The 26,460-nt window shown below is 67.7% G+C and carries 26 protein-coding genes, 1 tRNA gene and 1 pseudogene; 13 read left to right on the top strand and 15 right to left on the bottom strand.

Going from position 1 to position 26,460, the window contains the following annotated elements:
- Window positions 1-60: 60 nt before the first annotated feature.
- The 4 genes from clcA to XAN126_RS0122830 form a co-directional block, all read right to left on the bottom strand.
- Window positions 61-1,425 carry a H(+)/Cl(-) exchange transporter ClcA gene (gene clcA / locus XAN126_RS0122845; protein WP_024280872.1) on the bottom strand — a complete coding sequence of 455 codons (1,365 nt, stop codon included), beginning with the start codon at window positions 1,423-1,425 and terminating at the stop codon, window positions 61-63.
- Between the two features lie 112 nt (window positions 1,426-1,537).
- Window positions 1,538-3,280 (bottom strand): ABC transporter ATP-binding protein/permease, encoded by a 1,743-nt coding sequence (locus tag XAN126_RS0122840; protein WP_024280871.1) that lies wholly within the window; start codon window positions 3,278-3,280, stop codon window positions 1,538-1,540.
- 237 nt (window positions 3,281-3,517) lie between these two features.
- A complete protein-coding gene (locus XAN126_RS0122835) occupies window positions 3,518-3,730 on the bottom strand; it encodes an alkylphosphonate utilization protein (RefSeq protein WP_024280870.1) in 213 nt (70 codons plus the stop codon).
- Window positions 3,731-3,744: 14 nt separating this feature from the next.
- Window positions 3,745-5,370 (bottom strand): acyl-CoA synthetase, encoded by a 1,626-nt coding sequence (locus XAN126_RS0122830; RefSeq protein WP_024280869.1) that lies wholly within the window; start codon window positions 5,368-5,370, stop codon window positions 3,745-3,747.
- A gap of 238 nt (window positions 5,371-5,608) precedes the next feature.
- On the opposite strand from XAN126_RS0122830, the gene XAN126_RS0122825 reads away from it, so the two are divergent.
- Complete coding sequence (locus XAN126_RS0122825; protein ID WP_024280868.1) at window positions 5,609-7,525, top strand: propionyl-CoA synthetase; 1,917 nt, start codon at window positions 5,609-5,611, stop codon at window positions 7,523-7,525.
- 86 nt (window positions 7,526-7,611) lie between these two features.
- Here the strand turns inward: XAN126_RS0122825 and XAN126_RS0122820 are convergent, their stop codons facing one another.
- Together XAN126_RS0122820 and XAN126_RS0122815 are read right to left on the bottom strand one after the other, a co-directional pair.
- Window positions 7,612-7,932: a hypothetical protein gene (locus XAN126_RS0122820; protein ID WP_024280867.1), complete on the bottom strand. Its 321-nt coding sequence runs from the start codon at window positions 7,930-7,932 to the stop codon at window positions 7,612-7,614.
- 41 nt (window positions 7,933-7,973) lie between these two features.
- Entirely contained in the window at window positions 7,974-8,291 is a 318-nt protein-coding gene (locus XAN126_RS0122815) for a hypothetical protein (protein WP_024280866.1), read from the bottom strand.
- A 332-nt stretch (window positions 8,292-8,623) separates the two neighbouring features.
- Between XAN126_RS0122815 and XAN126_RS0122810 the strand changes: the two genes are divergently transcribed.
- The 3 genes and pseudogenes from XAN126_RS0122810 to XAN126_RS29190 all read left to right on the top strand — a co-directional run bounded on the left by XAN126_RS0122810 (window position 8,624) and on the right by XAN126_RS29190 (window position 11,196).
- Window positions 8,624-9,331: an outer membrane protein gene (locus XAN126_RS0122810; RefSeq protein WP_024280865.1), complete on the top strand. Its 708-nt coding sequence runs from the start codon at window positions 8,624-8,626 to the stop codon at window positions 9,329-9,331.
- A 205-nt stretch (window positions 9,332-9,536) separates the two neighbouring features.
- Window positions 9,537-10,451, top strand: coding sequence for an MBL fold metallo-hydrolase (locus XAN126_RS0122805; protein ID WP_024280864.1), 915 nt, complete (start codon window positions 9,537-9,539; stop codon window positions 10,449-10,451).
- Between the two features lie 22 nt (window positions 10,452-10,473).
- Window positions 10,474-11,196: pseudogene (locus tag XAN126_RS29190) on the top strand (SOS response-associated peptidase).
- Window positions 11,197-11,199: 3 nt separating this feature from the next.
- Here the strand turns inward: XAN126_RS29190 and XAN126_RS0122795 are convergent.
- Window positions 11,200-11,979: a DUF1499 domain-containing protein gene (locus tag XAN126_RS0122795; RefSeq protein ID WP_024280863.1), complete on the bottom strand. Its 780-nt coding sequence runs from the start codon at window positions 11,977-11,979 to the stop codon at window positions 11,200-11,202.
- Window positions 11,980-12,020: 41 nt separating this feature from the next.
- Complete coding sequence (locus XAN126_RS0122790) at window positions 12,021-12,764, bottom strand: HAD family hydrolase (RefSeq protein WP_024280862.1); 744 nt, start codon at window positions 12,762-12,764, stop codon at window positions 12,021-12,023.
- A gap of 164 nt (window positions 12,765-12,928) precedes the next feature.
- On the opposite strand from XAN126_RS0122790, the gene XAN126_RS28510 reads away from it, so the two are divergent.
- On the top strand, window positions 12,929-14,251 hold the full coding sequence (locus XAN126_RS28510) for an extensin family protein (RefSeq protein ID WP_024280861.1): 1,323 nt from the start codon (window positions 12,929-12,931) through the stop codon (window positions 14,249-14,251).
- Between the two features lie 89 nt (window positions 14,252-14,340).
- Here the strand turns inward: XAN126_RS28510 and XAN126_RS0122780 are convergent, their stop codons facing one another.
- Entirely contained in the window at window positions 14,341-14,943 is a 603-nt protein-coding gene (locus XAN126_RS0122780) for a L,D-transpeptidase (RefSeq protein WP_024280860.1), read from the bottom strand.
- 314 nt (window positions 14,944-15,257) lie between these two features.
- Here XAN126_RS0122780 and XAN126_RS0122775 point away from each other — a divergent pair, with 314 nt between their 5' ends.
- Window positions 15,258-15,461, top strand: a complete 204-nt coding sequence (locus XAN126_RS0122775; protein ID WP_024280859.1) for a hypothetical protein — start codon at window positions 15,258-15,260, stop codon at window positions 15,459-15,461.
- Window positions 15,462-15,714: 253 nt separating this feature from the next.
- A complete protein-coding gene (locus XAN126_RS0122770) occupies window positions 15,715-16,689 on the top strand; it encodes a magnesium transporter CorA family protein (RefSeq protein WP_024280858.1) in 975 nt (324 codons plus the stop codon).
- Between the two features lie 9 nt (window positions 16,690-16,698).
- On the opposite strand, the gene XAN126_RS0122765 is transcribed toward XAN126_RS0122770, so the two are convergent.
- Both XAN126_RS0122765 and pdxH read right to left on the bottom strand, forming a co-directional pair.
- On the bottom strand, window positions 16,699-17,448 hold the full coding sequence (locus tag XAN126_RS0122765; protein WP_024280857.1) for an SDR family oxidoreductase: 750 nt from the start codon (window positions 17,446-17,448) through the stop codon (window positions 16,699-16,701).
- 91 nt (window positions 17,449-17,539) lie between these two features.
- Entirely contained in the window at window positions 17,540-18,181 is a 642-nt protein-coding gene (gene pdxH, locus XAN126_RS0122760; RefSeq protein ID WP_024280856.1) for a pyridoxamine 5'-phosphate oxidase, read from the bottom strand.
- Between the two features lie 96 nt (window positions 18,182-18,277).
- Here pdxH and XAN126_RS0122755 point away from each other — a divergent pair, with 96 nt between their 5' ends.
- The 4 genes from XAN126_RS0122755 (at window position 18,278) to pap (ending at window position 21,887) form a co-directional block, all read left to right on the top strand.
- The gene (locus tag XAN126_RS0122755) at window positions 18,278-18,685 is read left to right on the top strand and encodes an RT0821/Lpp0805 family surface protein (RefSeq protein ID WP_024280855.1); all 408 of its coding nucleotides are present in this window, start codon (window positions 18,278-18,280) and stop codon (window positions 18,683-18,685) included.
- A gap of 145 nt (window positions 18,686-18,830) precedes the next feature.
- Window positions 18,831-19,781 (top strand): J domain-containing protein, encoded by a 951-nt coding sequence (locus XAN126_RS0122750; protein ID WP_024280854.1) that lies wholly within the window; start codon window positions 18,831-18,833, stop codon window positions 19,779-19,781.
- Window positions 19,782-19,903: 122 nt separating this feature from the next.
- Window positions 19,904-20,356, top strand: coding sequence for a MaoC family dehydratase (locus tag XAN126_RS0122745; protein WP_024280853.1), 453 nt, complete (start codon window positions 19,904-19,906; stop codon window positions 20,354-20,356).
- Window positions 20,357-20,399: 43 nt separating this feature from the next.
- Window positions 20,400-21,887, top strand: coding sequence for a polyphosphate:AMP phosphotransferase (gene pap, locus XAN126_RS0122740; RefSeq protein ID WP_024280852.1), 1,488 nt, complete (start codon window positions 20,400-20,402; stop codon window positions 21,885-21,887).
- On the opposite strand, the gene XAN126_RS0122735 is transcribed toward pap, so the two are convergent.
- Window positions 21,884-22,891 (bottom strand): MBL fold metallo-hydrolase, encoded by a 1,008-nt coding sequence (locus XAN126_RS0122735; RefSeq protein ID WP_024280851.1) that lies wholly within the window; start codon window positions 22,889-22,891, stop codon window positions 21,884-21,886. The genes pap and XAN126_RS0122735 overlap by 4 nt on opposite strands.
- Before the next feature lie 36 nt (window positions 22,892-22,927).
- Window positions 22,928-23,302, bottom strand: coding sequence for a helix-turn-helix domain-containing protein (locus tag XAN126_RS0122730; protein ID WP_024280850.1), 375 nt, complete (start codon window positions 23,300-23,302; stop codon window positions 22,928-22,930).
- 178 nt (window positions 23,303-23,480) lie between these two features.
- Between XAN126_RS0122730 and XAN126_RS0122725 the strand changes: the two genes are divergently transcribed.
- Entirely contained in the window at window positions 23,481-24,497 is a 1,017-nt protein-coding gene (locus XAN126_RS0122725) for a zinc-binding alcohol dehydrogenase family protein (RefSeq protein WP_024280849.1), read from the top strand.
- A 14-nt stretch (window positions 24,498-24,511) separates the two neighbouring features.
- Here XAN126_RS0122725 and XAN126_RS0122715 read toward each other — a convergent pair.
- Window positions 24,512-24,586, bottom strand: a tRNA-Gln gene (locus XAN126_RS0122715).
- A 265-nt stretch (window positions 24,587-24,851) separates the two neighbouring features.
- Here XAN126_RS0122715 and XAN126_RS26625 point away from each other — a divergent pair.
- A complete protein-coding gene (locus XAN126_RS26625) occupies window positions 24,852-25,235 on the top strand; it encodes a hypothetical protein (protein ID WP_024280848.1) in 384 nt (127 codons plus the stop codon).
- Between the two features lie 105 nt (window positions 25,236-25,340).
- Here XAN126_RS26625 and XAN126_RS0122705 read toward each other — a convergent pair whose 3' ends face one another.
- A complete protein-coding gene (locus XAN126_RS0122705; protein WP_024280847.1) occupies window positions 25,341-26,123 on the bottom strand; it encodes an enoyl-CoA hydratase-related protein in 783 nt (260 codons plus the stop codon).
- Between the last annotated feature and the right edge of the window lie 337 nt (window positions 26,124-26,460).

Genomic DNA, 26,460 nt, shown 5'->3' with positions numbered 1-26,460 from the left:
GGTCCCGAATCCCGCCGATACCCCTGGTGCTACCCCCACTGAACCTGCCGATATCGGCCTCTATTGCGGGCGCCGCTCCCGCTCGTCCCAGCCGCCGATGACGTCCTGCTCCGGCTCCGGCGGACGGGGCATTCCGGCGAGGCGCAGGGTGCGGTCGAGCAGCACTTCGTAGATCGGTTTGCCGCCAAGTCCTTCTGCCACAAGGTTTGCGGTGACGCAGGTGAGGATGGTCGGCAGCAGGAGATCGTAGGCCCCGGTCAGCTCCGCCACCAGCACCATCCCCACCAGCGGCGCCCGCACCGTGGCCGAGAACAGGCCACCCATGGCGGCGATCCCGCAGGCCGCAAGCATCTGCGGTGGAAGGGGAAAAAGGCTCCCGAGCAAGGTCGCGAACAGCACCCCGACTGCCGTCGCCAGCGCCAGGATGGGCGCGAAGATGCCGCCGGGAATACCCGTGGAATAGCTCGCCATGGTCATGGCGAACCGGATCAGGACGATCCCCGCCAAGGTCAGCGCCGGCAACCCCATGCCCGGCAGCGACACCGCCAGCATCTCCCCCCCGAACGTCGCCTCCGGCCGCAGCACCAGAAGCGGCCCCACCGCCGCGCCCACCACCACCGGCAGGACATAGGGGGAGACCTTCAAAGCCAGTCCCCGTGCGGCATCGAGCGAGAAGACCAGCGCCGCGTTGAAGGCGATTCCCACCCCCCCGAGAACCACGCCAAGCCCGATGAATGCGGGCAGGAAATGCAGCGGCACGGCGGCCACATCCATCTGCATGTCCGGCGCGGTACCGCCGATGACCTGGGCCACGATGGCGCTCGCCGCCGAGCAGATGATGACCGCGCTATAGGTCCGCAACCCATAGGGAAACTGCCGCCGCGTCTCCTCGATGACGAACAGGATGGCCGCCAGCGGCGCGTTGAACGCCGCCGCCAGACCCGCCGCGGCACCGGCCGCCAGCAGGCCCCGGCTGTCGCGGGTGCTCAGGCCGGCGGCGTCCGAGATGGCCTTGGCGATGGAGGCGCCCATGTGGATCGTCGGGCCTTCCCGGCCCGCCACCAGCCCCGATCCGAGGGCCAGCACGCCGCCGACGAACTTCACCGGCAGCACCCGCTTCCAGCGCACCTCGCGCAGGCCTTCCAGTGCGCCCTCGATCTCCTGCACGCCGGAGCCCGCCGCCTCGGGCGCGAAGCGCCGCACCAGAAAGACCGCGAGCGCCACCATCAGCGCGGCGCCGACCGACAGCGCGGCGTAAAGCTCAGGCCCCTGGAAATGCTCACGCAGCAGGAGCGGCCACTCGCCGGCCTTGACCGTCGCCCAGTGGAAGCCGGCGCCGACGCCGCCCCCCATGAAGCCCACCAGCGCGGCGAGGGCGTAATAGACGATGTCACGGGGCTTCTGGGCGGGCTCGGCGGATGTCACGCGGGACCTCGGGGCGGGGCAGCTGGGCAGCCTGATGCACTGCAGCAACAGACTTAGCTGAGGCGTGCGGTGGGGGGCAAGGACTACCGACCCGTCCTCGCCCCGCCCGCTTTCAAACCGCCTTGAGCGCCGGGGGCGCGGCCGGTCCCAACATTCGCGGCGATTCCTCGCCGTGGAGGTGCAGCACCCGGTCATGCAGGTCCACCAGGGTGTTGCGGTGGCCGATGGAGATGAAGGTGCTCTCCGGCAGACGCTCCCGCAGCAGGCGGTAGAGCGCCGCTTCGGTCGCCTCGTCGACGGCGGACGTGGCCTCGTCCAGCAGCAGCACCTCTGGCTCTTCCAGCAGTGCGCGGGCGATGGAGATGCGCTGCTGCTCACCCAGCGAGAGCTCGTGCGGCCACAGGGCTTCCGCATCCAGCCGCCCCGCGAGGTCGGAGAGCCCGACGGCGGTCAAGGCCTCGGCGATCTGGTCCCGCGGCACGTCGGCGACGGGGCGGGGATAGGCGAGGGCCACATCCAGCCGCCCGGCCGGTACATAGGGCTTCTGCGGCAGCACCATGAGGCGATGCTCGGCGTGCCGATGCACGGAGCCCGTCGAGTAGGGCCAGATACCGGCGATGGCGCGCAGCAGGGTGGTCTTGCCGGCGCCGGAAGGGCCGGTGATGAGCACGCATTCTCCGTGCGCGATATGGAGTTCGTCGGTGGCGATGAGGGGCGCGCCGCCCGGCAGGCGCACATCAAGCCCGCGCAGCGCCAGGGCCTTAGTGGCGGGAAGGGAGGCGAGGCTCTCGGTGGGACGGTTGGTCTGCGCCGCCGCGATGGCCTTCTCGAAGCCGATGAGCCGCTGCACGACCGAGGTCCATTCCGCCAGCGTCACGTAGCTGGAAATGAAGAAGGAGAACGATCCCTGCACAGAGGAAAAGGCGCTCGCCGTCTGCATCAGCTGGCCGAGCTGGATCTGGCCGGAGAAATAGGCCGGAGCCACCACCACATAGGGGAAGATGGTCGAGATCTGGTTGTAGCCGGCGGTGAACCAGGTGAGGCGCTTCTGCGCCTTCATCAGCTCAACGAAATTGCCGAAGATGTGGGAGAAGCGCCCCTCGAGCTTGCGCTCTTCGGCCTGCGCGCCATCCAGAAGGGCGATCTGCTCGCCATTCTCGCGCACCCGCACGAGATCGACGCGGAAATTCGCCTCATAGCGCTGCTGCTCGAAATTGAGCTTCACCAGCGGCCGGCCGATGAAATGGGCGAGGAGCGTTCCGCCGGCGGCATAGATCAGCGCCGCCCAGAACAGGTAGCCCGGCACGTTCAGCTCGCGCCCGAACAGATGGAGCGGCAGCGAGCCTGACAGATTCCACAGGATGACGGAGAAGGAGATGAGGGACACCACGGTGCCGAGCAGGCCGACGCCCACCGAAATCGTGCGGCTGATGAAGGACTGCACATCCTCGGCGATGCGCTGGTCGGGATTGTCCGCCTCATCGCCGCTGAGCCGCAGGCGATAATGCACGTCGTCACCCAGCCATGCGCCGAGATAGCGCCGGGTAAGCCAGCGCCGCCAGCGCACCTCCAGCCACTGCTTCAGGTAGATCTGGTAGACCGCCACGACGATGGCGCCTGCGGCGATGGCGCAGAAGATCAGGATCTGCGTCTTGAACGCGGCGAAGTCCTTCTCCTGTATGGCGTTGTAGAATGCGACGTTCCACTCGTTCAGCATCACCGTGGCGAACACCCACGCGAGCTCCAGAGCGATCACCGCGGCGAGGAGGCCGATGGCGATCCAGCGTTCCTCGCTCTTGAAATAGGGCACGGCCAGGCGGCGGATGTCGCCGAGAAGGGATAGAAGGGCACGCAAGGCCGGGCTCTCCGGGAGGGCTTCGCGGCAAGCATTGAACCCCCGCGCATGACTGAACCATGGCCGCAGGATGAAGGATTGGAAAGGTGCCGGTGGGGCAGGGGAGGCGGGGTTACAGACAGGATTGCAAATCGAGTCTGTAACCCCGGGTCATCGGGCAGTCACGCACGGGGAGCCTGACCAGTCCTCCCGAAATGGGGCGCGCTGGACATGGCTCGCGTCGTCCAGGTGACGCGCTCAGGCCTTCTTCACGAACTCCGTGCGCAGCACGAGGCCCTTCACCTTCTCGACCTTGCAGTCGATTTCTTCAGGGTCGCCGGTGAGGCGGATGCCTTTGACCAGCGTGCCGCGCTTCAGGGTCACGGACGTGCCCTTCACCTTGAGGTCCTTGATGAGAGTGACGTTGTCGCCGTCCTTCAGGACGGCGCCGTTGGCGTCGCGGACTTCAATGTCGGACATCTTCCTCAAACCTCCTTGGCCAGCTCGCGCAGGCGGAACTTCTGGATCTTGCCGGTGGAGGTCTTGGGGATTTCCTCGAAAACCACGTGGCGGGGGCACTTGTACGCCGCCAGATGAGCGCGGCAATGGACGATGATGTCCTCGGCCGTCGCGCTCATGCCGTCGCGCAGCTCGACGAAGGCGACGGGCGTCTCGCCCCACTTCTCGTCGGGCTTGGCTACCACGGCGGCCGCGGCGATCGCGGGATGCTTGTAGAGGGCGTCCTCCACCTCGATGGAGGAGATGTTCTCGCCGCCGGAGATGATGATGTCCTTGGAGCGGTCCTTCAACTGCACGTAGCCGTCGGGATGCTTCACCCCGAGGTCGCCTGAGTGGAACCAGCCGCCGGCAAACGCCTTCTCGGTGGAGGCGGGATTCTTCAGATAGCCCTTCATCACCACATTGCCGCGGAACATGACCTCACCCAGCGTCTCGCCGTCGGCGGGGACCGGAACCATGGTTTCGGGGTCCATCACGTCGAGGGCTTCCAGCGCGCTGTAGCGCACGCCCTGCCGCGACTTGAGGAAGGCCCGCTGCTTGGCGTCGAGCGCGTCCCACTCCGAATGCCAGTCGTTGACGACCGCCGGGCCGTAGACTTCCGTGAGCCCGTAGACGTGGACCACGTTGAAGCCCGCATCCTGCATGGCCGCGAGCACGGCCTCCGGCGGCGGGGCGGCGGCGGTGATGAACTCCACCCGGCCGGGCAGGGGCCGCTTGTCCGCCTCCGGCGCATTGAGCAGGGTGGACATCACGATGGGCGCGCCGCACATGTGTGTCACCTTGTGGTCGGCGATGGCGTCGAACATTGCTTTCGCCCGCACCTGACGCAGGCACACATGGGTGCCGGCTACCAGCGTGATGGACCAGGGGAAGCACCAGCCGTTGCAGTGGAACATGGGCAGCGTCCACAGATACACCGGATGCTTGCCCAGAGCGCACGTCACCACATTGCCGACCGCCAGCAGATGCGCGCCGCGGTGATGATAGACGACGCCCTTCGGATCGCCCGTGGTGCCGGACGTGTAATTCAGGGCGATGGCATCCCATTCATCGGCCGGCGTCTTCCAGGCGAAGCCTTCGTCGCCGGTGGCGAGAAAATCCTCGTATTCCATCACCCCGATGCGGTCGCCCGGACCGGTGAACTCGGGATCGTCATAGTCGATGACGAGCGGCTTGCAGACGGCGAGGGCGAGGGCCGCCTTGATGACCGGAGAGAATTCGCGGTCGGTGATCAGCACCTTCGCCTCGCCGTGGTCGAGGGTGAAGGCGAGGATGGCGGCATCGAGCCGGGTGTTCAGCGAATTGAGCACCGCGCCCACCATGGGCACGCCGTAATGGGCTTCCAGCATGGCCGGCGCATTGGGCAGCATCACCGCAACGGTATCGCCGCCGCCGATGCCCACCTTTGCGAGCGCCGAGGCAAGGCGCCGGCTGCGGGCATAGAAATCGCGGTAATTGCGCTTCAAATTGCCGTGCAGGATGGCGGTGTGGTCCGGAAAGACGCTCGCCGCCCGCTCGAGGAAGCCGAGGGGCGTCAGCGGCTGGTAGTTCGCCGCGTTCCGATCGAGATCCTGGTCGTAGATGCCGGCCATCGTGTCTCCCCCCTCGTCCGAAAGCTTGTGTTCGTGCCGGGATTCCGGTCGAATTGGAGCGCGAACCTAGCCGAGGGCGGCAGGGCGGTGCAATCAGCGGTGCCCGATACCAAAGTACCAGTTCGCCGCATGTGGTTGCGGACCCGGGCGACAAACGTCTTACGCATTTGTGCGAGCTTGCGCTGTAAAAAAGCACCCGGCACTACCGGGCCAAAGAAGACCCTTGAGGGAGACGTCCATGTCCATTGATCGCGCGAGCCGCTACGCGCAGGCCTATGCCGGCTGGAAGACCGATCCGTCCGCCTTCTGGGCCGAGGCTGCCCGTGGCATCGACTGGACCCGGCCGCCGGAGACCATCTTCGATGCTGATGCCGGCGTCTATGGCCGCTGGTTTCCCGATGCGGTGGGCAATGTCTGCCACAACGCCCTCGACCGCCATGTCGCGGCCGGCCGTGGCGATCAGGCGGCACTGATCTACGACAGCCCGGTTGCCGGCACCAAGCGCACGCTCACCTATGGCGGGATGCTGAAGGAGACGGCGACGCTGGCCGCGGTGCTTCAGGACATGGGCGTCACCAGGGGCGACCGCGTACTGATCTACATGCCCATGGTGCCGGAAGCGATCTGCGCCATGCTGGCGTGCGCCCGCATCGGCGCCATTCATTCCGTGGTGTTCGGCGGGTTCGCCGCCAAGGAGCTCGCCACCCGCATCGAGGATGCCGAGCCGAAGGTGATCCTCGCGGCCTCCTGCGGCATCGAGCCGAACCGCGTGGTGCCCTACAAGCCGCTCCTCGACCTCGCCATCTCCATGTCGGCCGTGAAGCCGGAGCACTGCCTGGTGCTGCAGCGGACCCAGGGGCCGGGCGCGCTCGTGGAGGGCCGCGACCTCGACTGGCAGGCCGCGGTCGATGCCGCAGCCGCGGCAGGCAAGGCCGCCCTCTGTGCCGACATGCGGGCGACCGATCCGCTGTACATCCTCTACACGTCAGGCACGACCGGGAAGCCCAAGGGCGTCGTGCGCGACACCGGCGGCTACATGGTGGCGCTCGACTGGAGCATGAAGAACCTCTACGGCATCAAGCCCGGCGAGGTATTCTGGACCGCCTCCGACATCGGCTGGGTGGTCGGCCATTCCTACATCGTCTACGCTCCGCTGATCCTCGGCGCGACCACGCTGGTCTATGAGGGCAAGCCGGTTGGCACGCCCGACGCCGGCGCCTTCTGGCGGGTAATCGAGGAGCACGGCGTCGTCGCCCTGTTCACGGCGCCGACCGCACTCCGCGCCATCAAGAAGGAGGACCCGGACTGCCTCCTGAAGCAGGGGCGCGATCTTTCGCGCTTCCGCACCCTGTTCCTCGCCGGCGAACGGGCTGATCCCGATACCGTGATGTGGGCACAGGAGCAGCTGAAGGTGCCGGTGGTGGACCACTGGTGGCAGACGGAGACCGGCTGGGCCATCGCCGCCAATCCCGTAGGCCTCGGCCTGCTGCCCATCAAGCTCGGCTCGCCCACCGTGCCCATGCCCGGCTACGACGTCCAGATCGTCGACGAGGCGTCGAAGCCCGTTCCGGCCGGCACCATGGGCTCCATCGTGGTGAAACTGCCGCTGCCGCCCGGCTGCCTGCCCACCCTGTGGCAGCAGGACGACCGCTTCGCCGAAAGCTACCTTGCCGAGTTCCCCGGCTACTACAAGACCGCCGACGCCGGCTTCCTGGACGATGACGGCTATGTCTTCGTCATGGGCCGCACCGACGACATCATCAACGTTGCCGGCCATCGTCTCTCCACCGGCGGCATGGAGGAGGTGCTGGCCTCCCATCCGGACGTGGCCGAATGCGCCGTCATCGGCGTGAAGGATGAGCTGAAGGGCGAGGTGCCCTGCGGCTTCGTCGTGCTCAAGGCCGGCGAGCGGCGCGCGCCGGACGTCATCGAGAAGGAACTGGTGGGGCTGGTGCGCGACCGCATCGGGCCGGTGGCGGCCTTCAAGCTCGCGGTCACCGTGAACCGTCTGCCCAAGACCCGCTCGGGCAAGATCCTGCGCGGCACCATGAAGAAGATCGCCGACCATGATCCCTGGACCGTGCCCGCCACCATCGACGATGCCGGCGTGCTGGAGGAGATCGAGGGGGTGCTCAAGGAGCGCGGCATCGCCTGAGCGGGGCGCCGCTTTTTGACCCTATCGAGGCCGGGCGATTGCCCGGCCTTTTTGCGTCCGGCGGCCGGGATTTCGGCCCCAATATTTCAACGCAGGCCGCCGCCGCGGGAGGGCACATAGCAGCTGTAGCCGATGAAGCACTGGGGATTGTCGCGCGTGGGCACCCATTCCGGGCGGGTCTCCTGGTCGTAGACGCAGAAGCTCTGGTCCCGCACATAGCGATCATAGAGGGTGGGGGAGGTGGCGAGCACCACGGCGCCCTTCGACTGAATGAGGGCCGCGGCCTGGGTGCAGGTGAAGGATCGGCTCTGCGTCTGCGCCGCCGCAGGCCCGGCGAAGGCGGTAAGGCCGGCCGCCATCACAAGGCCGAGAACCGGGCGGACCCGGCTGGTGGTGCACGTCGTCATGGCATCCTCCTTCGTGACGGGCCTTTCGAGCCGGTCGTTCCTCACCGGAAGGAATTGTCCCGAGTCGGCACGTAGCAGGTATAGCCCACGAAGCATTGCGGATTGTCCTTCGTCTTGATCCATTCCGGCTTCAACTGCTCGAAGCCGGAGCAGTAGCGCAGCGAAATCACGTAGCGGTCGAAGATGTTGGGGCCCGTGCCCATGACGATGGCGCCCTGGCTCGAGACGAGGCCGGCCGCCGCGGCGCACGTCATCGTGAGGCTGTCTGGCCGCGCCAGCGCAGCGCCGGAGGTGATTGCGGCGAGCGCCGCCCCGGCCGCGACCGACCGCGCAAAGGCGGGGAATCGGTAAGGTTGCATGGCGTCCTCCTTCGGGAGACCTACGAATCCAGACTAAATCCGGGCCTCTGAACGCAGCTTGAAGGCGATTGTTTTTACGAACAATTTACCTTTCGGATCCGGTCACCGCGCCGATAGCCGGCGAAGGGCGGCCAACACCGCTATGTAGCGGTAGCATACTAGGAATTTGGCTCCGAGGCGTGCTGATTTGGGGCGACTGTGGCAAGAATGTTACGGCATTCCGGCGAGACCCCTGCTAGATAGATGTCACTGGACGAAAGGACTTGTGGCCCGAGACGGTCGTCGGTGATTTCGCCCAAAGCACAAGTTACCCAAGCAAGGGGGTTTTGGTCATGAAGCGGTTCCTTCTCGCCACTGTCGCGCTGGCGGCGCTCTCGGCTCCGGCCGCGGCTGCTGACCTGGCGACGAAGTATCCCGTCAAGGCGGTTGCCGTCGTTCCGGTGTTCTCCTGGACCGGCTTCTACATCGGTGGCAACGTCGGTTACGGCGGTGACTCGTTCACCTACGACGTCAACTACTTCGGCTCCCCGGTCGCCTCGGCCAGCCTGAACTCCTCCGGCTTCTACGCCGGTGGCCAGATCGGCTACAACTACCAGTTCGCGAACAACGTCGTGCTCGGCATCGAGACCGACCTGCAGTGGTCGAACATCGCTGGCAACGTCAGCGCCTCCGTGCTCGGCCTGCCGGTCGTGAGCGCTGGCACCACCATCGACTACTTCGGCACGATCCGCGCCCGCCTCGGCTACGCGATCGACCGGTTCCTGCCCTACATCACCGGTGGTGTGGCCTACGGCAAGACCGCGACCTCGGCTTCGGTCCTGGGCGTGCAGGTGTTCGACAAGTCCAGCACCAACTGGGGTTGGACCATCGGTGCCGGCGGCGAGTTCGCCATCACCAACAACTGGACGTTCAAGGCTGAATACCTCTACGTCGACCTCGGCTCTGCGAGCGTGGACGCCGTTGCGATCGCGCCCGGCCTGAGCGCCAGCACGGACTCTAAGTTCAACTCGTTCCGCGCGGGTGTGAACTACAAGTTCTGATCGAAGCTCTGCTTCATCGTGAAGCCCGCTGCCTCGGCAGCGGGCTTTTCTTTTGCCTGCGCGGCCCCAGCTTGGCGACCCGATCCCGTTCCGGTCCAGGCCGCCGTTTCCGAACCATCCAAGCGCATCAGCGCGCACCGATCCGTCCGGAGCCCGCCACCGCCGCGGTTGTCGCTGAAGCCTCAACTGGGCTAGCGTTGCCCCCATGAGCGACGAAATCGCCTTCGACCGAAGCTTTGACGTTCCAGCCGGCCGCCTCGACCAGGTGACGCCGTTGGTCCGGCGCATCGTGGCGCCCAATCCCTCGCCTTTCACTTTCACCGGAACCTGCTCCTACATCCTAGGCAGAGGCACGGTGGCGATCATCGATCCGGGACCGGATGATCCCACCCATATTGCGGCGCTGCTCGATGCCGTGCGCGGCGAGACCGTCAGCCACATCGTCATCACCCATACCCATCGTGACCATTCCCCCGCGGCGCGCGCCATCCAGGCCGCCACCGGTGCGCCGACTGTTGCGGAGGGGCAACATCGCGCCGCCCGCCCGCTCGCCATCGGCGAGGTGAACCCATTGGACGCCAGCGCCGACATGGACTTCCGGCCGGACGTCGTCCTGCCCGACGGCGAGGCGGTGGATGGTCCGGGCTGGACGCTGACGGGTATCGCGAGCCCGGGGCATTGCGCCAACCACATGGCCTTCGCGCTGGCCGAGGAAGATCTCATCTTCTCCGGCGATCATGTGATGGCCTGGGCCACCTCCATCGTCGCGCCCCCGGACGGCTCCATGGGCGACTACATCCGATCGCTCGAGCGCTTCGCGGCCCGCACCGAGTCGGTCTACCTCCCCGGCCACGGCGGGCCCGTGCGCGGCGCCCCGGCGTTCGTCCGCGATTACCTCGCCCATCGCGTGGCGCGGGAGGCCGCGATCCTGCGGGCGCTGGACCGGGACGTGGAGACGATTCCAGATCTGGTGCGGGGCATCTATATCGGCCTCGACTCCCGGCTCGTGGGAGCGGCATCGCTCACCGTTCTGGCGCATCTGGAGCATCTGGTGGCCAGCGGCCGGGTCGTCACCGACGGAACGGCAGCCATCACCGGCCGATTCCGCCGGGCGGCCTGACGCGAGAGAGACCGGCGCGGCCATGTGCGGACGGTTCGTCCAGCTGACGCCCCCGGCGGCCCTCGCGGCCCTGTTCGGGGTCGATCCAGCACTGTCGCCCCTGCCCAACGGTCCAGCACGCTACAACGCGGCGCCGACGCAGGATCTCATGGTGGTCCGCCGAAATCCGGAGACGGGGCGGCGCCATCTCGATCTGCTGCGTTGGGGGTTGGTGCCGTCCTTCGCCAAGGGGCCATCCGGCGGCGGCAGTCTCATCAACGCGCGTTCGGAGACTGTTGCGGAAAAGCCGACCTTCCGCGGGGCTTGGCGCGCCCGGCGCCGCTGCATCGTCCCTGCCGACGCCTTCTATGAGTGGAAGGCCGTGGACAAGCGGCGCCAGCCCTTCGTCATTTCCCGCGCAGATGGCTCTCCCATGTCCTTTGCCGGTCTGTGGGAGGGCTGAAAGGATCCCGGCACGGGCCAATGGCTCCGCACCTTCACCATCCTCACTTGCCCCGCCACAGAACGCCTGCGCCCGCTGCACGAGCGCATGCCGGTGATCCTGCCCGACCAGGAAATCTCGGCCTGGCTGGAGGGGGAGGAGGGCGCAGCGCTGATGCGCTCCTACCCCGGCGAAGCGCTTCGCCTGACCCCGGTTTCGGCCAACGTCAATTCCGTCCGCAATGAAGGCCCGGGCCTGGTGGAACCGTTGCCGCCGGACGAGGCGGCGGCTGCCGTTGCGCTTCTGGGAACGTCTGCGGTCTGAGACTCAGCGCCGCCGCCGCTCGGCCGCCAAGTCCGCCATCAGCGCCTCGATGCGCTGGGCGTTGGTGCCGAGGTCATGGATGCCGTAGCGGGCGGAGGACCGCACATCGACCCGCGCCCCCTTCGCGGTTGGCCGAATACGGATCGAGACGTCGCTGCGGAAGCCCATGACGGGCGAAACCGCCACGGCCTCGATCTGACCGTCGCGCCGGGTTCCGCGCGGGGGAATCGCATCGAGGATGTGCCAGCGCCGCTTCTGCACCAGGGCAAGGACCGTATTGAACGCCTCTTCCGGCGTCGCCGTGAGGTCGACCGGCTTGATGCCGGGATAGGCCATCCGCTGGGTCTCGGCCGCCGCCGACCCGCCGAAGGCAAGGCTGTTGGCATCCCGGGGGTGGGCCAGCATGAGGGCGCGAAAGCGGGGCGGATCGGTGGGGTCCGTCGCGATATCGGTCAGCTTCGGCAGCATCATGCCACGCGCGAGAACGGCGGCAGGCCCGGCGAGAACCAGGCCGCCGATGGCCACCGCAGCAATGGCGCGGCCGATGCCGAGCCATCCCGTTTCCCAGGTGATGAAGAAGGCGACGATACCCATTGCGGCGGCGATGAGCGCCATGCCGAGCCCCGCCGACAGCGTGGCGATGGCCGGTTGGAAATCCAGCATTCCCGCGCGATAGAGCCCGGCTGCAAGCGCCACCACGGGCACCGAGAACAGCGCCAGCCGGAAGCTCCAGCGGGCCAGCGGTGAATAGCGCTCCTCGGTGTAAAGCCGGCGTCTGATCATCCTGCGGCCTGTGGTGCGCGTCCTGCGCCGTTGCCGGTTGGTTAGACCGCGTTTTCGGCGGCGAGGGAAGAGGCTTTGCCCGCCGAGGCGAGGAGGACCTCGGGCAGGTCGTCCACGCTGTCCACCACGAGATCCGCATCGGTGACGAGATCGCCCACCGGCGCCGGCCCGCTGCGCACCAGGATGAAGCGCGCGCCCGCTCCACGTGCGGCCGCAAGGTCGTGGGCACTGTCGCCGATCACTGCCATTGCGTATGGGCGGTGGCCGAACCGCTCGGCGAAAGCCGCCACCATTCCCGGACCGGGCTTTGAGCCGAAGCCGGAATCATAGCCGTGAACCGCGTCGAGGAGATCGAGAAAGCCGAGGGCTGCCGCCTGCTGGCGGGCGTTTTCTTCCGCGTCATTGGTGACGATGCCGAGGGCGAAGCCTGCCGCCTTCAGCCGTTGCAGCGCCCGGGCGGGATGGCCGATGGGCGTGAGGTTGGCGAGGCCCTCGGCCGCGAACAGGCGATCGATCTCCGCGAGGAAGTCGGCATCGGCGGGGCGGCTCAGAGCGTGTGCCCAGAGCGGGCCATAATGGACCGACGAGCCTGATACGAGGGGCGAGGTGGGCAGGAATCGTTCCTGGTCGGGGAGATAGTGGCTCACCGCCTCCAGCCGGGCGACGGCATGGGCGTCATCGCGCGCCATCTGCCGCATGACCGCACCGGCCGCCCGACCCCAGGTGCGGTCGAAGTGAACCAGGGTGCCGTCCTTGTCGAAAAGCAGCGCGGTCAGATCCTGCATGGGTTCATCCGCTGGGTGGGGAGGGGCTCCCGCAGGCCGGCTCGACCGCGGCGGAGGACGTCTTTAGTATCACGTGTATGTCATCCAGACGACCCGCCGATCCGAGCCGTTCCCTGACCATGCCCGACGCAGCGCTGCGGAGGGCGGTGCCGTGGACGGCGGGGATGCCGGTCGCCGTATGCATCGGCCTGGTCGCATTCACGATGCCCGGCCCATCCAGCGCGGCGACCCCGCTGCCACCCGTCAAGCCCAAGGATCTCAAGGCGTCGTCCTCTTCGGCGGTTGCGCGGGTGCCCTCTCTGCGCGCGGCCCCGCTTCCGCCGCGGCGCCCGCCGGAACTGGCGGAAGAGGACAGCGCGGCGGAGGCCGATGGGCAGGACGCCGCGCGGCACGAGGGACCGGTGGACGTTGGCAGGGCAGATCGCTTCGTGCGGGATCCCGTACGGCCTGCGCAGCGGCCGCAGGTGGCCTCGCGGGAGACGGCGCCCGACGCCGCGGTGACCTCCGGCGGCCCGAGAGTCCCGACTCCATCGGCCGTATCTCCCAGCGTGGTGCCATCGGCACCGGCCGGTCCCATGGTGATGCCCGCCGCCTGCGCCGATCTGATCGTGGAGGGGGCGATCGAGGCCAGCCTCGAGACGTCCCTCACTCCCAGTCCAGTCTGCGGCACGTTCATCCCGGTCAGACTGACCGCAGTGCGGCTCGCCGATGGACGGATGCTTCCGCTGAAGCCGGCCGCGATCTCGCGATGTGAAATGACCGTGGCGGCTGCGGCGTGGATGAGTGAGGCGCTGGCCCCCGCCGTCGCTGCCGCCGGCGGGGAGCTGACAGCGATCCGCATCGCCGATTCCTACAATTGCCGCCCGCGCAACCGGGTGGCGGGCGCCAAGATAAGTGAGCACGGCCGCGGCAATGCGGTGGACGTGGGCGGCTTCGAGCTGGGCGACGGGCGGGTGTGGACGGTCGCGAAGGGGGGGCTGCCGATGGCCCTGCGTGCGTCCATGAAGGACAGTGCCTGCACCCGTTTCGCCACGGTGCTCGGCCCCGGCTCAGACGGCTACCACGAGGACCACATCCATGTGGACCTCGCCCAGCGCCGGAATGACTTCAAGCTGTGCCACTGGAATCTCGACGCCGGTTCAGCCGTGGCATCGCGCAAGGACAAGCCGGCGGCGAACGCTCCGGCGGCTCCGACCGGGGGCGGAGATGACGAGGCGGCGGAGAAGGCCGCGGCCGCCGCCGCCGGGAATGCCGAGGCCGAGCCCCAGGCCCAGAGTGCGCCACTTCCTCCGTCCAAGGGCGGCGCTGGAACCGGCAAACCTGCCACCGGCAAACCCGCTACTGGGAAGGGCACGGCGAAAACTGACGCGCCGGGCGCGGATCGCGCCGCAAAGCCCGGCCAGACGAAGACGTCCCCACCCAAGAATACTCAGAGCAAGGACAGTGGCTCAAAGGGCTCCCAGCCAAAGCAGGGTCAGGCCGACTGAAGGCTTCACCGTCTTCCGCAAGGAGAGCACGCAAACAAAAAAAGGGCGCGGCCGAGCCGCGCCCTTTTTTGCGTAAGACAGACGAAGGCTCAGAGCACCACGACCTCGGCACCAACCGGAACCCGGCTGTAGAGATCGATCACGTCCTCGTTGAGCATGCGGATGCAGCCCGAGGAGATCGCCTGGCCGATGTATTCCGGCTGATTGGTGCCGTGGATACGGAACAGGGTGTCCTGATTGCCCTGGTAGAGGTACAGGGCGCGGGCGCCCATGGGATTGTGGGGGCCGGGCGCCACATAGGAGGGCAGGCCGGCAATGCGCTGGTGGATTTCCGGCGTGGGAGTCCAGCTCGGCCATTCGGTCTTGCGACCGACCTTGGCCTGGCCGCGGAAGGCGAGGCTTTCCTCGCCGACGGTCACACCGTAGCGGATCGCCTTACCGTTGCCTTCCACGTAGTAAAGGTACTTGTTCGGGGTATCGACGACCACCGTTCCCGGCTTCTTGTTGGTCGGATACTCAACGATATGCCGCGCATACTGACCCGAAGGCTTCACATTCGGGTACGGCTTGTTTGCAAGAAGCTGCTTGTCACGCGCCGTCATCGCCGTTTCCGGCGCCGGCGCAAGTGTCTCGGACACGCAGCCGCTGAGCATCAATCCCGTCAGCAGTGCCCCGACGACCCGCCACATCATAGCTCGCCTCTTTAACTCTTCCCTTGACGCACAAGGAGGATTCGACCCGCGAAAATGAATTAACCCAATGTCCGCTCCGCTAGAAGGGTGTTCAGTTGAGGAGCGGATGCTTGTGAGAAAGCGTTGCAGAAATGCCTCACAGATTGCCCTTTCGGCACCCTCTTTGGAGTTTCGCAAGCTTTGGGGCGCCTACTCTTCGTATGACCGCGGAGAAGTCGCATCGGCTGCACAGTTTTGACGCAGTTGATCGCCATCTCTGGAAGGGTCACGCGAAGGTGCCGCTGCGTAACGGCGCACCACACAGGAGTTGGGACATGTCTACCGGACACCAAGGGCTCAGCCCCCGGGAGGAATCGGATCTGAAGCGTACAGCGCAGAGCCAGCAGTGGCGCGACATCGGTATTTCCGCCGTAGCCGCGGCCGCCCAGCAGGCGAGCGACAAGAAGGCGGTCGAGGCCAAGGCGGCGCAGGCCAACAAGGTCGTCACCCTCAAGGACATCGACTTCCTCGCCGCCTGAGGCGAGAGCGATGGTCCACCCGGAACCGGCGCGGGGGCCGGACCGGGGTGGTGAAAGCGGTGCGCTGGCCACAAGATGTCACGCATCGAAACCCCACGTCCCGATCGGCGGCGACACCGTTTTGCCGCCGGACGTCCGGGTGGGTGGTATCCGCGGCGGGGAGTGGAAGCGACGGCGGTCGCACCTCCCGGTCGGCTCGGTTCCCACACGCCTCGCGGCGGGCTAGAAGGGCGGGCCGATCAAGGACCGCCGCATGCTCTTCGCCTATATCGCCAGACAAGGAAGCCTTGAGGCCGTCCCGGTCACGGACGGACCCATCCCCGAGGCCGCGGTCTGGGTCGACCTGATCTCCCCCACCGAGGCCGACGACGACCGGGCGGAATCGTTCGCCGGCATCTCCGTGCCCACGCGGGAGGAGATGGGCGAGATCGAGCAGTCGAGCCGCCTCTATGTGGAGGACGGCGCGCGCTACATGACCGCCACCATACTCTGCGGCGCCGATACCGAGACGCCGGTGATGCTGGCCGTCACCTTCATCCTCACCCGCGGCCGTCTCATCACCGTGCGCTACGGCGAGCCCCGGGCATTCCCCTCGGTCTCCAGCCGGCTGGGCAAGTCGTGCCCCGCAACGGTGAAGGGCGAGGATATCCTCATCGAACTGCTGGAGGCCGTGGTGGACCGTTCCGCCGATGTGCTGGAACAGATCGGCGCGGACGTGGAGCGCATCTCTCGGCGCATCTTCGAGCGTTCCAGCGGTCGGGAGAACGCCAACCAGCGCTACCGCGCCATCCTGTCCCACATCGGCCGCAAGGAGGGTCTCGTCTCCTACGCTCGGGAAAGCCTCGCTTCCCTGCAGCGGCTCATTTCCTTCCTCGGCGCGGACACCGACGGCTCGACCATCGCGAAAGACGGCAAGGCCAACATCAAGTCCATGAGCCGGGACGTGGCCGGCCTGTCCGACTACGCCAATTTCCTCGGCGACAAGCTGCAGTTCCTGCTGGACGCCACCATCGGCATGGTGGGACTGGAACAGAACAACATCATCAAGATCTTCGCCGTGCTCTCTGTGGTGCTGATGCCGCCGACGCTGATCGCCTCGATCTACGGCATGAACTTTCAGCACATGCCGGAGCTGAGCTGGACCTATGCCTATCCGGCGGCGCTCGTCGCGATGGTGATCTCCGGCATCCTGCCCTACGTCTTCTTCAAGTGGCGCGGCTGGCTGTAGACCGCCGCGTCAGACGTGCTGGCCGCCATTAATGTGGATCTCGGCGCCGTTGAGGTAGGAGGAGGTCTCCGTGCACAGCACGTAGATGATCTTCGCCACCTCGTCCGGCGTGCCGAGGCGCTGCATGGGAATCTGCGCCACGATCTTGTCCGTGCCCGGCGAGAGGATGGCGGTGTCGATCTCGCCAGGCGCGATGGCGTTCACCCGGATGCCCCTGCGGCCGAAGTCGGAAGCCATCTCCCGCGTCAGGGAGGCCAGCGCCGCCTTCGAGGTGGCATAGGCCGCCCCCGCGAAGGGGTGCACCCGTGAGCCGGCGATGGAGGTGACGTTCACCACCGAGCCCTGCGCCTTCTCCAGTTCCGCCGAAAGCCCGCGGGCGAGGATGATGGGGGCGAAGAAATTCACCTGGAACACGTCCACCCAGGTCTCGAGGTCGGTGTCCAGCGTACCGAGGCGGGTCCCGCCCTCGCCCTTGGGCGAGATGGCGGCGTTGTTGACCAGCGCGTCGAGCTTGCCCTCCGGCAGGCGGCTCTTGACCTCGGCGATGGCAGCCTTGGTGCTGGCAGGGCTCGAAAGGTCCACCTGCAGATGGTCTTCCGGGCCGGCACCCCACGGGCACTTTTCGGGAAAAGCGTGGCGCGAGCAGGAGATGACGCGCCAGCCGGCGGCGGAGAAGCGCTTCACCGTGGCGTGGCCGATGCCGCGCGAGGCCCCGGTGAGGAGCATGATGCGCGGCCGGTCTTCGGTTTCGGATGTCATGGTGTCAGCCTCGGCCACAGCGGGCGAACGTGATGCAGCATCCGCCCGCGTCCGGGTCAAGTCCCGCCAGCTCTGCCGCCAACCCTTTCGGTCAGGGATAGAGCCGCGTCTTGGTCCAGGCCTCGCCCTCGCCGGCGCGGCGGAACACCACGCGGTCGTGCAGGCGGAACGGCCGGTCGTGCCAGAACTCGATGGCCACGGGCAGGATGCGGAAGCCGGTCCAGTGGGGCGGGCGCGGCACGCTGCCGAGGGCATATTTCGCTGTCGTCGTCGCCACGGCGGCCTCGAGCGCAAAGCGCCCTTCCAGCGGGCGCGACTGGGTCGAAGCCCAGGCGCCGATCTGCGAGAGGCGGGGGCGGGTGGCGAAATAGGCGTCCGCCTCCGCGTCGCTCACCTGCTCCACCGGCCCGCGCACCCGCACCTGCCGGCGCAGCGACTTCCAGTGGAACACCAGCGCCGCCTTTGGATGGGTCGCCAGCTCCCGTCCCTTGGCGCTGCCAGTGTTGGTGAAGAAGACGAAGCCGCGCTCGTCCAGCCCCTTCAGCAGCACCATGCGCGCGTCCGGCAGCCCGTCCTCGTCCACGGTGGCGAGGGTCATGGCGTTCGGATCGTTGAGCTCGGACTTACCGGCCTCCTCAAGCCATTCGGCAAAAAGACGGAAAGGCTCGGAAGATTCGGTGAAATCACCGGATGTTAAGGGATCACGGGGTTCCATGGTGTCGCTCGCCGTCATGTGGAGCCCCTCGTGTCTGACCGTTCGCACGCCTCTCCGGGCGGCTTCATCGTTCTATATAGAAGTGTCGGGCGCCCGCGCGAAGGGTTCGCGGCCATGGCAGGCGCGTGTCTTCTCGCCGCGCTCCTGTCCGGTTGCGCCAGCGCGCCGTTCCACGACGACGATTCGCTCGTCACCGGCTCCATCAAGGCGACTCAGGTCTCCCTGCCGGTGCCGGAAGGGCCGGCCCCCAAGGGCATCACCGCCGGCGACTGGACGCAGGCCAAGCTCGCCCTCGACCAGGCGCTCGCCGCCCGCGATGGCGACGTGTCGGTGCCGTGGGACAATCCGGAGACCGGCGCCCGTGGCACGGCGACCCCGGTCGGCCCGACCCAGGCCGGCTGCCGCGGCTTCATGATCTCGCTGGTGGACGGCAAGTCCGCCGATCGCTGGGTGCAGGGCGAGGCGTGCAAGGGCCGCACCGGCACAACGCTCAACCAGGTCCGCCTGCTCGGCCGCGCCTGAGCCTTCTCCCGAGGAGTGGCGCGGAAAACGGGCATGGCGCACAAAAGCGCAATCGGGTTGAGCGGTGCCGTTGCATTTTCTGCGCCGCGAACCACATGTTCCCTGCGGCTGGCCGCCTGAGTGCCGGCCGGCGAGGTGACTATTCATGCGTGATCCCTACGACGTCCTCGGTGTTTCCAAGACCGCCGACGAGGCAGAGATCAAGCGCGCCTACCGCAAGCTCGCGAAGAAGCTCCACCCGGATGCCAATGCGTCCGATCCCAAGGCCCAGGACCGCTTCGCCGAGCTGAACACGGCGCACGAGATTCTCTCCGACAAGGAGAAAAGGGGCCAGTTCGACCGCGGCGAGATCGACGCGGAGGGCAAGCCGCGCGCTCCGGAATTCACCGGCTTTGGCGGCGGTGGCCCGCGGCGCGGCCCCGGTGGCTTTTCCGGCTTCGACGGCGACACGATTTTCGAGAGCTTCTCCTTCGGTCCCGAAGGAGCCCGGCGCACGTCCCGTGGCGGTGGCGGCGGGTTCGAGGATATCGGCGACATCTTCGGCTTCGGTCGGCAGCGCCGGTCCGCTGGCGGCGGCTTCCCGCCCCAGCCGGGCGCCGACATGGAAATCACGCTCCCCGTCTCCTTCGAGGAGGCGACGCAGGGGGCTTCGAAGCGTGTCGGGCTGCCCAATGGCAAGCAGATCGACATCAAGATCGCCCCCGGCACCCGCGAGGGGCACCGGATGCGCCTCAAGGGGCAGGGCGAGCCGAGCCCCATGGGCGGCCCGGCCGGCGATGCCTACGTGACCATTTCCTATGCCAGCCATCCGCTGTTTGAGCGTGATGGCGACGACCTCAGGCAGTCTCTGGACGTGCCGCTCGCCGATGCGGTGCTCGGCGCCAAGGTGCGGGTGCCGACGCTCACCGGCGCGGTGGAACTCGCCATCCCGGCCTGGACCTCCGGCGGGCGCACCTTCCGCCTGCGCGGCAAGGGCCTGCCCAATGCGACAGGGGGCCACGGCGACTTGCTGGCGCGGGTGAACGTGGTGCTGCCGGCGGAGAAGAGCGCGGAGCTGGAAGAGCTGATGCGCAAGCTCAAGGGAGAGGCGGCCTAAGGCCGCCTCCTTCTGCCATCCGGCTTGCCTGCGACGTTCCGGCTTACCATTTCGGCCGGCTTTCCACCCGTGCGGCTGCCTTCTAGAGTGCGCGCCCCGACAAGCATAACGGAAGCGCGCCCATGTTCCTCGAATTGCAGAACCTCTTTTTTGAAGACCTGACGGTTGGGCGCATCGAGCGCATGTCGAAGACGGTTTCGTCGTCCGACATCGTGGGCTTCGCCGAGCTGACCGGCGATCGCAATCCCATCCATCTGTCCCAGCATTTCGCCGCGCGCACGCCCTTCGGCGGCCGGATCGCCCATGGCCTTTATACGGCGAGCCTGATCTCCGCCGTTCTCGGCACCCGCCTTCCGGGTCCGGGCGCGGTCTACATCTCCCAGACGCTGAACTTCCGTGCCCCCGTGCGCATCGACGACACGGTGGAGGTGGAAGTGCGCGTGGTGGAACTGATCCCCGAGCGCTTCCGCGCGCGGCTCTCCTGCATCTGCACGGTGAAGGGCGAGGTGGTGCTGGATGGCGAGGCGTGGGTGAAGGTGCCGTCCGCCGCCACCCAGAAGGTTGCATCCGTCTGACGGCTCGTACACGCTGCCTCCCCCCGGCAGGAGGAGAGGCGGCATGTTCGAATCCGCGACGTTCGCGCACCATCTCGACAAGGCCGCCTTCAAGGCGATGGAGCCCAGCCTGCGCGAGGATTTGCTCACCGCGCAGTTCCAGCTGATCGAGCAGAAGCGCCGCAGCCTGATCGTCCTGATCCATGGCCCCGATGGGGCCGGCAAGGGGGCGGTGCTGAACCGCCTCTATGGCTGGCTGGATGTGCGCAAGCTCCAGACGCTGACCTTCGACATGCCCTGCGCGCCGGAAGATCGTCCGGCCATGTGGAAATACTGGCGCGAGCTGCCGCCCTTCGGACAGATCGGCATCATGCTCGGCTCCTGGTACCACGCGCCCCTGTGCAAGCGGGCGCTGGACGAAATGAAGCGCGGCGACTTCATGGCGGCGCTGGAGGAAATCCAGCGTTTCGAGGCCATGTTCCACGCCGAGGGCGTGAGCCTGCTCAAGATCTGGCTTTATCTCGATCCGGAGCAGGCGCGTGTCCGCCTCAAGGGCGTCACCAAGGGCGACTGGCAGCGCCCCGTGGTGCGCGAGTGGGAGGAACTGAAAGGCTCCGGCCCGCGCAAGCGGCTACTCGCCATCTCCGAGGACGCCGCGCGCGCCACCTCCACCGAAACCTCGCCCTGGCACGTGGTGCCGGCCGCCGACGAAGAGTATCGCGACGCCATGGCCGGCAGCCTGCTCCTGGAGAAGCTGAGGTCCATGGTATCCGAGCCCGAGCCGGCGCCCCAGCCGCTCGCGCCCAACCCCACGCGGCTGCCGCCGGCGCTGCCGACCTTCTCCATTCTCTCCACGCTCGACCTCTCCAAATCCCTCGACGAAGACGATTACGACCGCGAACTCGCGCAGGAGCAGAGCCGCATCACCCGCCTCACCAATTCCCCGCGCTTCGCAGATGCGGGGCTGGTGGTGGCGTTCGAGGGTTCGGATGCGGCGGGCAAGAGCTCCACCATCATGCGGCTGCGGCGGGCGCTCGATCCGCGGCGCTTCCGCGTCCACCCCATTGCCGCCCCGACCGACGAGGAGCGGGCGCGCCCCTATCTCTGGCGGTTCTGGCGGCACATTCCGGCCCATGGGCGCACGGTCATCTTCGACCGGTCGTGGTACGGCCGCGTGCTGGTGGAGCGCGTGGAGGGCCTGTGCGGTCCTGACGACTGGGGCCGTGCCTATGGCGAGATCAACGATTTCGAGGCCCAGCTCTCGGCGGCGAACTATGTGGTGGTGAAGTTCTGGCTGGCCATCAGCCAGCAGGAGCAGGCGCGCCGCTTCGAGGAGCGCGAGACCGTCGCCTACAAGCGCTTCAAGCTGACTCCGGAGGATTGGCGCAACCGGGAGAAGTGGCCGCTCTACGAGGCGGCCGTGACCGAGATGGTGGATCGCACCTCCACCCGCATCGCCCCGTGGACGCTGGTTGAATCCGAAGACAAGCGCTACGGCCGGGTCAAGGTGCTGAAGACCATCGCCGACCGGCTGGAACAGGCGCTCGGCTAGACGCCGGGCGCGTCCCACACCTGCCCGGGGTGCAGCGGCAGAAAGCGGTTCCGCGCGATCCCGGCGGCGTCGAGCGCCTCGCTCAGCGCCCGCTTCGGGGCATCCTGCCCCTCATCCGTGAGGCGGAACGTGCCCCAGTGGATGCCGAGGCCATGGGTGGCGCCAGTGTCCTCCAGGATGCGCACGGCCTCCTCGGGATTTGTGTGCTGGGGCGCCATGAACCAGCGCGGCTCATAGGCGCCGATGGGGATCAGCGCCACGCGCGGCGCGCCGAATGCGCTTTTGATCGACCGGAAGATGTCGCCGGTGCCATAGCCCGTATCACCGGCGAAATAGATCAGCCCTTCCGGCGTCGCCAGCACGAAGCCGGCCCACAGGGCAAACCGCCGGTCCCTTATGCCGCGCGCCGACCAGTGGTTTGCGGGATGGACGATCGCCTCCACGCCCGCGCCGAGATCGAAGCGTGCACCCCAGTCGCCGGTGATGATGTCGAGGGCCTTGATCTGCGGGCGCAGGATCTTGTCGTTGCCGAGCGGCGTCAGCACGCGCGGGTGGTGGGCGCGCTGGAGGCGCCGCAGCGTCGCGAGATCCATGTGGTCGTAGTGGTTGTGGCTGAGCAGTACCCAGTCGATGGGCGGCAGCGCGCCGAAGTCGATGCCGGGCGGGGTGTGCCGCTTCGGCCCCAGAAACCGGAGCGGGCCTGCGCGTTCCGACCAGACCGGATCGGTGAGGATGTTCAGCCCCGCGACCTGGATGAGCACGCTGGCGTGCCCGACCATGGTGATGCGGATGCCGGACGCCACGCGCGGAGGCGGCGTCTCCTGCCGTGCGGGGAGTCGTGGCTCGGCCGGCCAGCCGACGGGTACGGGCTCCTGTCCCCGCTTGGCGCGGCGCCAGGCGAGAAGATCCTTCAGGCTCTTGTCGGTGGAGGGGTGGTCGGGATTGAAGAAGCGCGTGCCGTCGAAATGATCCGAGGGCGGGCCATGATGGTACGGACGGGGCATGGCCCGACACTAGCCGAATTTGGTGGTGATGGCGCCCTATTCGGCCGCCAGCGCGTGCTCGGCATGGGGAAACGGGCAGGCCGCGCCCTGCAGATGGCCACGGCCGAAATCGGCCAGCGCTTCCACGACGCCGCGCAGGGCCTCGCCCTTCTGCGTGAGCCGGTAGCCGACTTGCGGCGGGACCGTGGGATAGACCCGGCGCAGCACCAGCCCGTCCGCCTCAAGCTCGCGCAACGCCTTGGAGAGGATGCGCTGGGTGACGTTCGGCATCCTCCGGCGCAGCTCGGAGAAACGCAGCTCGCCGCTCATGAGGTGATGGAGGGTCGCGCCCTTCCACTTGGCGCCGATCAGTGCCAGCGTCGCTTCCACGGGGCATCCCGTTCCCGGATAGGTCACGTGGCGCGTTGCCAATGCTCATCCCTCCAACCGCCGCTATGGCGGCGAAGTATGGCGGAGGGCGATCGCTCACGCCACACGGCGTATCATGACTGATACCAGCCCACCCGATTGTGCCGTCTTGCGCCGCACGCCGGACGATCAAGATTAGGGGACACCGGCGCGCCCCGCGCCAGCTTCGAGAGAGATCGTCATGAAGGCCATCGGTTACGTTGCCTCCCGTCCCGCCGACAGTCCGGATGCCCTGTTCGCCTTCGAGGCGCCGAACCCCGTTCCCGGCCCGCGCGACCTGCTGGTGCGGGTGAAGGCCATCTCGGTCAATCCGGTGGATACGAAGGTGCGCATGCGCCGCCAGGGGACGGCCGAGGCACCGGTGATCCTCGGCTGGGATGCGGCCGGCGTGGTGGAGGCGGTGGGCGCCGACGCCGGAGCGTTGGCGGTGGGCGACGAGGTCTATTATGCCGGTGCCATCACGCGGCCCGGGACCAATGCCGAGCTCCACCTGGTGGATGCCCGCATCGCCGCGCGCAAGCCGCGTACCCTCTCCTTCGCCGAGGCCGCCGCCCTGCCGCTCACCGCGCTCACGGCCTACGAGAGCCTGTTCGACCGCCTGCGCCTGCCGCGCGGTATCGCCGACGACAAGACGGTGCTGCTGATCGTCGGTGCCGCCGGAGGCGTCGGCTCCATGGCGGTGCAGCTGGCGCGCCGGCTCGCCTCCGCCACCATCGTCGGCACCGCCTCCCGCCCCGAGAGCATCGCCTGGGTGAAGGAACTCGGCGCCGACCATGTGATCGACCATACCAAGCCGCTCGCGGGCGAGCTGAAGGCGCTCGGCCTTGGCGGCGCGCATCGCATCTTCAGCATCACCGGCACCCACCAGCATTGGCCTCAGCTGGTCGAGGCGCTGATGCCCCAGGGCGCCATCTGCGTCATCGACGATCCCACCGCGCTCGACGCCACCCTCCTGAAGCCCAAGAGCGGGGCGCTCGCCTGGGAGTCCATGTTCACCCGCTCCATGTTCGAGACCCCGGACATGGACGCCCAGCACCGCATCCTCTCCGAGGTCGCGGGACTGGTGGACGAAGGCCTCCTGCGCACCACCCTCGGCGCCCACTTCGGCGCCATAACCCCGGACAACCTCCGCCGCGCCCATCTTACGCTCGAGAGCGGGCGGTCCATCGGCAAGATCGTGCTGGAGGGCTGGGAGTAGCGGGCGTGGCGCGGTGGCTGGGGCGCCTGGATTCGAACCAGGGAATGGGGGAATCAAAATCCCCTGCCTTACCACTTGGCTACGCCCCAACGCGGCGGCGGAACATATAGGCGTGGGGGGCTCATGTCCACGGATCGGCGTGTGATTGCCGATGCGAATGGAGGATGCCGGGCGCGGTGGTTCATGTGCCCGGCCCAACGGCGGCGCAGCAGTTGTGCATTGGGATAAATTACGCAGCGTCATCAAATGTTTGTGCCGCGATTTCGCCTTTGTCGCATGGCGTGCTGACGCGGCGTCCGAAACCGGACCGTGCGCCGCGCCGCTTCGCGCGGCCCTCTTTGGAGGCCTGCACCCATGCGTGCACGTACTGCCATCCTCGCCTTCACCTTCGCTGCCGCCTTCGCCGTGCCCGCCTTCGCGCAGAGCACGACAGCCCCCGCCACGACCAAGCCGGCCACGACCACGCCGCCGGCGGCCGCGACCACGACTCCTGCGCCGACCGCTCCCGCTGCGTCGACGGCCAAGCCGGCGGCAACCGCTCCGGCCGCCACGGGCGCCGGCACTGCGGCCAAGCCGGGTGCGCAGCCCTCGGCTGCGAAGACGGCTGCGCACCAGCGTCAGGAAGCCTGCGGCGCAGAGTGGCGCGCGGCGAAGGCCGCGGGGAAGATTCCCGCCGGTCAGACCTGGCCGAAATACTGGAGCGCCTGCAACACGCGCCTCAAGTCGCAGGGAAAATAATGGCGCTTGCCCGGGCGCATCGCGTCCGGGCCTTGCCGGCCGACGGCGCGATACAAACAGGTCCAGCCGGCTCTCAGGCGTCGGCTGGTACGGGTGCCGTGCGGGTCAGCTGCCCGTGAAACGGGGCGCCCGCTTCTCGGTGAAGGCGAGGCGGCCTTCGCGATAGTCGGAGCTGGCATTGGCGAGGGCGGTGGCGCGCTTCGCCTCGCCGGTGAGCGGTTGGCTGCCGCTTTCGGCCGCGCGGATGGCGAGCTTGGCAGCCTTGAGCGTCAGGGGTGCGTTCTCGGCGATGCGGTGGAGCGTGCGCTCGGCCAGCGCCTCCACCTCGGCGGCTGGCGCGATGAGGTCGACAGCGCCGACCATGTGAGCGCGCTCTGCCGGGAGGCGATCGGCGGTGAAGAACAGCTGTCGCGCGCCCTGGCTGCCGAAAGCCCGCAGCACCCGGCCGAGGCCGCGCGGATCGTAGCCAAGGCCGAGGCGCGCGGCGGGAATGGCAAAGAAGGCGTCGTCGGCGGCGATGCGCATGTCGCAACTCGCCGCCAGAGCAGCCCCCGCGCCGACGCAGGCGCCGCGGATGAAGGCGACCGTCGGGAAGGCCAGACCCTCGATGGCCGAGCACGCCTGCTCCACCAGATCGTCATAGCTCTGCGCACCGGAGGCATCCGAGCGGGCGCTGTCGAAATCCGAGATGTCCGCACCGCCGGAGAATGCGAGGTCGCCCGCGCCGCGCAGCACCGCCACGCGGATGTCCGAGCGGCGGGTCGCCTCCTGTGCAAAGGCGGAGAGCGCACGCCACATGGTGCTGGAGATGGCGTTGCGGCGCTCCGGATTGGTCAGCGCAAGGCGGGCGATGCCCCCCTCGACGGTGATGGCGATGCTACCGGCCAAGGTCGTCTCCCTGCTCCCCGCCGACGCTCCTTGCGGGCGCGGCTTCTCGCCAGTCGGCGATCGCCGGTGGCTGAGACTTTCCTAGAGCACGGGCCGAGCCCATTGCAACGCCGTCGGGCCGAAACGGGATTTCCCGCGGCAGGGTGGTGAAATGACTGGCCGCATTCCGGTGCTTGATGCGGTAAGGGGGTCCGGGACGACGCATGCGCGCCGTCCCGTCCCCTACGGGCGCCGGTCAGGGCTTGGCACCCGAAGCACGTCCTTGAGGGCTGAGCGACAGCTGCAAATGCCCTTCGGAAGGTATTATATTATTATGACTATCCCTGCCCCTGTGTGG

Source organism: Xanthobacter sp. 126, from assembly GCF_000526175.1.
GTDB lineage: Bacteria > Pseudomonadota > Alphaproteobacteria > Rhizobiales > Xanthobacteraceae > Xanthobacter > Xanthobacter aminoxidans.
Note: the sequence above shows the minus strand (reverse complement) of the source record. Positions and strands in the feature narration are given on the sequence as shown.

Bases quoted from the DNA above. Each gene is read 5' to 3' on its own strand.
- XAN126_RS0122815 (WP_024280866.1), bottom strand. From the start codon at position 8,291: ATGCAACCTTACCGATTCCCCGCCTTTGCGCGGTCGGTCGCGGCCGGG.
- XAN126_RS0122805 (WP_024280864.1), top strand. From the start codon at position 9,537: ATGAGCGACGAAATCGCCTTCGACCGAAGCTTTGACGTTCCAGCCGGC.
- XAN126_RS0122820 (WP_024280867.1), bottom strand. From the start codon at position 7,932: ATGACGACGTGCACCACCAGCCGGGTCCGCCCGGTTCTCGGCCTTGTG.
- XAN126_RS0122775 (WP_024280859.1), top strand. From the start codon at position 15,258: ATGTCTACCGGACACCAAGGGCTCAGCCCCCGGGAGGAATCGGATCTG.
- XAN126_RS0122780 (WP_024280860.1), bottom strand. From the start codon at position 14,943: ATGATGTGGCGGGTCGTCGGGGCACTGCTGACGGGATTGATGCTCAGC.
- XAN126_RS0122830 (WP_024280869.1), bottom strand. From the start codon at position 5,370: ATGGCCGGCATCTACGACCAGGATCTCGATCGGAACGCGGCGAACTAC.
- XAN126_RS0122810 (WP_024280865.1), top strand. From the start codon at position 8,624: ATGAAGCGGTTCCTTCTCGCCACTGTCGCGCTGGCGGCGCTCTCGGCT.
- XAN126_RS0122745 (WP_024280853.1), top strand. From the start codon at position 19,904: ATGTTCCTCGAATTGCAGAACCTCTTTTTTGAAGACCTGACGGTTGGG.
- XAN126_RS0122825 (WP_024280868.1), top strand. From the start codon at position 5,609: ATGTCCATTGATCGCGCGAGCCGCTACGCGCAGGCCTATGCCGGCTGG.
- XAN126_RS0122770 (WP_024280858.1), top strand. From the start codon at position 15,715: ATGCTCTTCGCCTATATCGCCAGACAAGGAAGCCTTGAGGCCGTCCCG.
- pap (WP_024280852.1), top strand. From the start codon at position 20,400: ATGTTCGAATCCGCGACGTTCGCGCACCATCTCGACAAGGCCGCCTTC.
- XAN126_RS0122725 (WP_024280849.1), top strand. From the start codon at position 23,481: ATGAAGGCCATCGGTTACGTTGCCTCCCGTCCCGCCGACAGTCCGGAT.
- pdxH (WP_024280856.1), bottom strand. From the start codon at position 18,181: ATGACGGCGAGCGACACCATGGAACCCCGTGATCCCTTAACATCCGGT.
- XAN126_RS26625 (WP_024280848.1), top strand. From the start codon at position 24,852: ATGCGTGCACGTACTGCCATCCTCGCCTTCACCTTCGCTGCCGCCTTC.
- XAN126_RS0122755 (WP_024280855.1), top strand. From the start codon at position 18,278: ATGGCAGGCGCGTGTCTTCTCGCCGCGCTCCTGTCCGGTTGCGCCAGC.
- XAN126_RS0122750 (WP_024280854.1), top strand. From the start codon at position 18,831: ATGCGTGATCCCTACGACGTCCTCGGTGTTTCCAAGACCGCCGACGAG.
- XAN126_RS0122735 (WP_024280851.1), bottom strand. From the start codon at position 22,891: ATGCCCCGTCCGTACCATCATGGCCCGCCCTCGGATCATTTCGACGGC.
- XAN126_RS28510 (WP_024280861.1), top strand. From the start codon at position 12,929: ATGCCGGTCGCCGTATGCATCGGCCTGGTCGCATTCACGATGCCCGGC.
- XAN126_RS0122765 (WP_024280857.1), bottom strand. From the start codon at position 17,448: ATGACATCCGAAACCGAAGACCGGCCGCGCATCATGCTCCTCACCGGG.
- XAN126_RS0122790 (WP_024280862.1), bottom strand. From the start codon at position 12,764: ATGCAGGATCTGACCGCGCTGCTTTTCGACAAGGACGGCACCCTGGTT.
- XAN126_RS0122795 (WP_024280863.1), bottom strand. From the start codon at position 11,979: ATGATCAGACGCCGGCTTTACACCGAGGAGCGCTATTCACCGCTGGCC.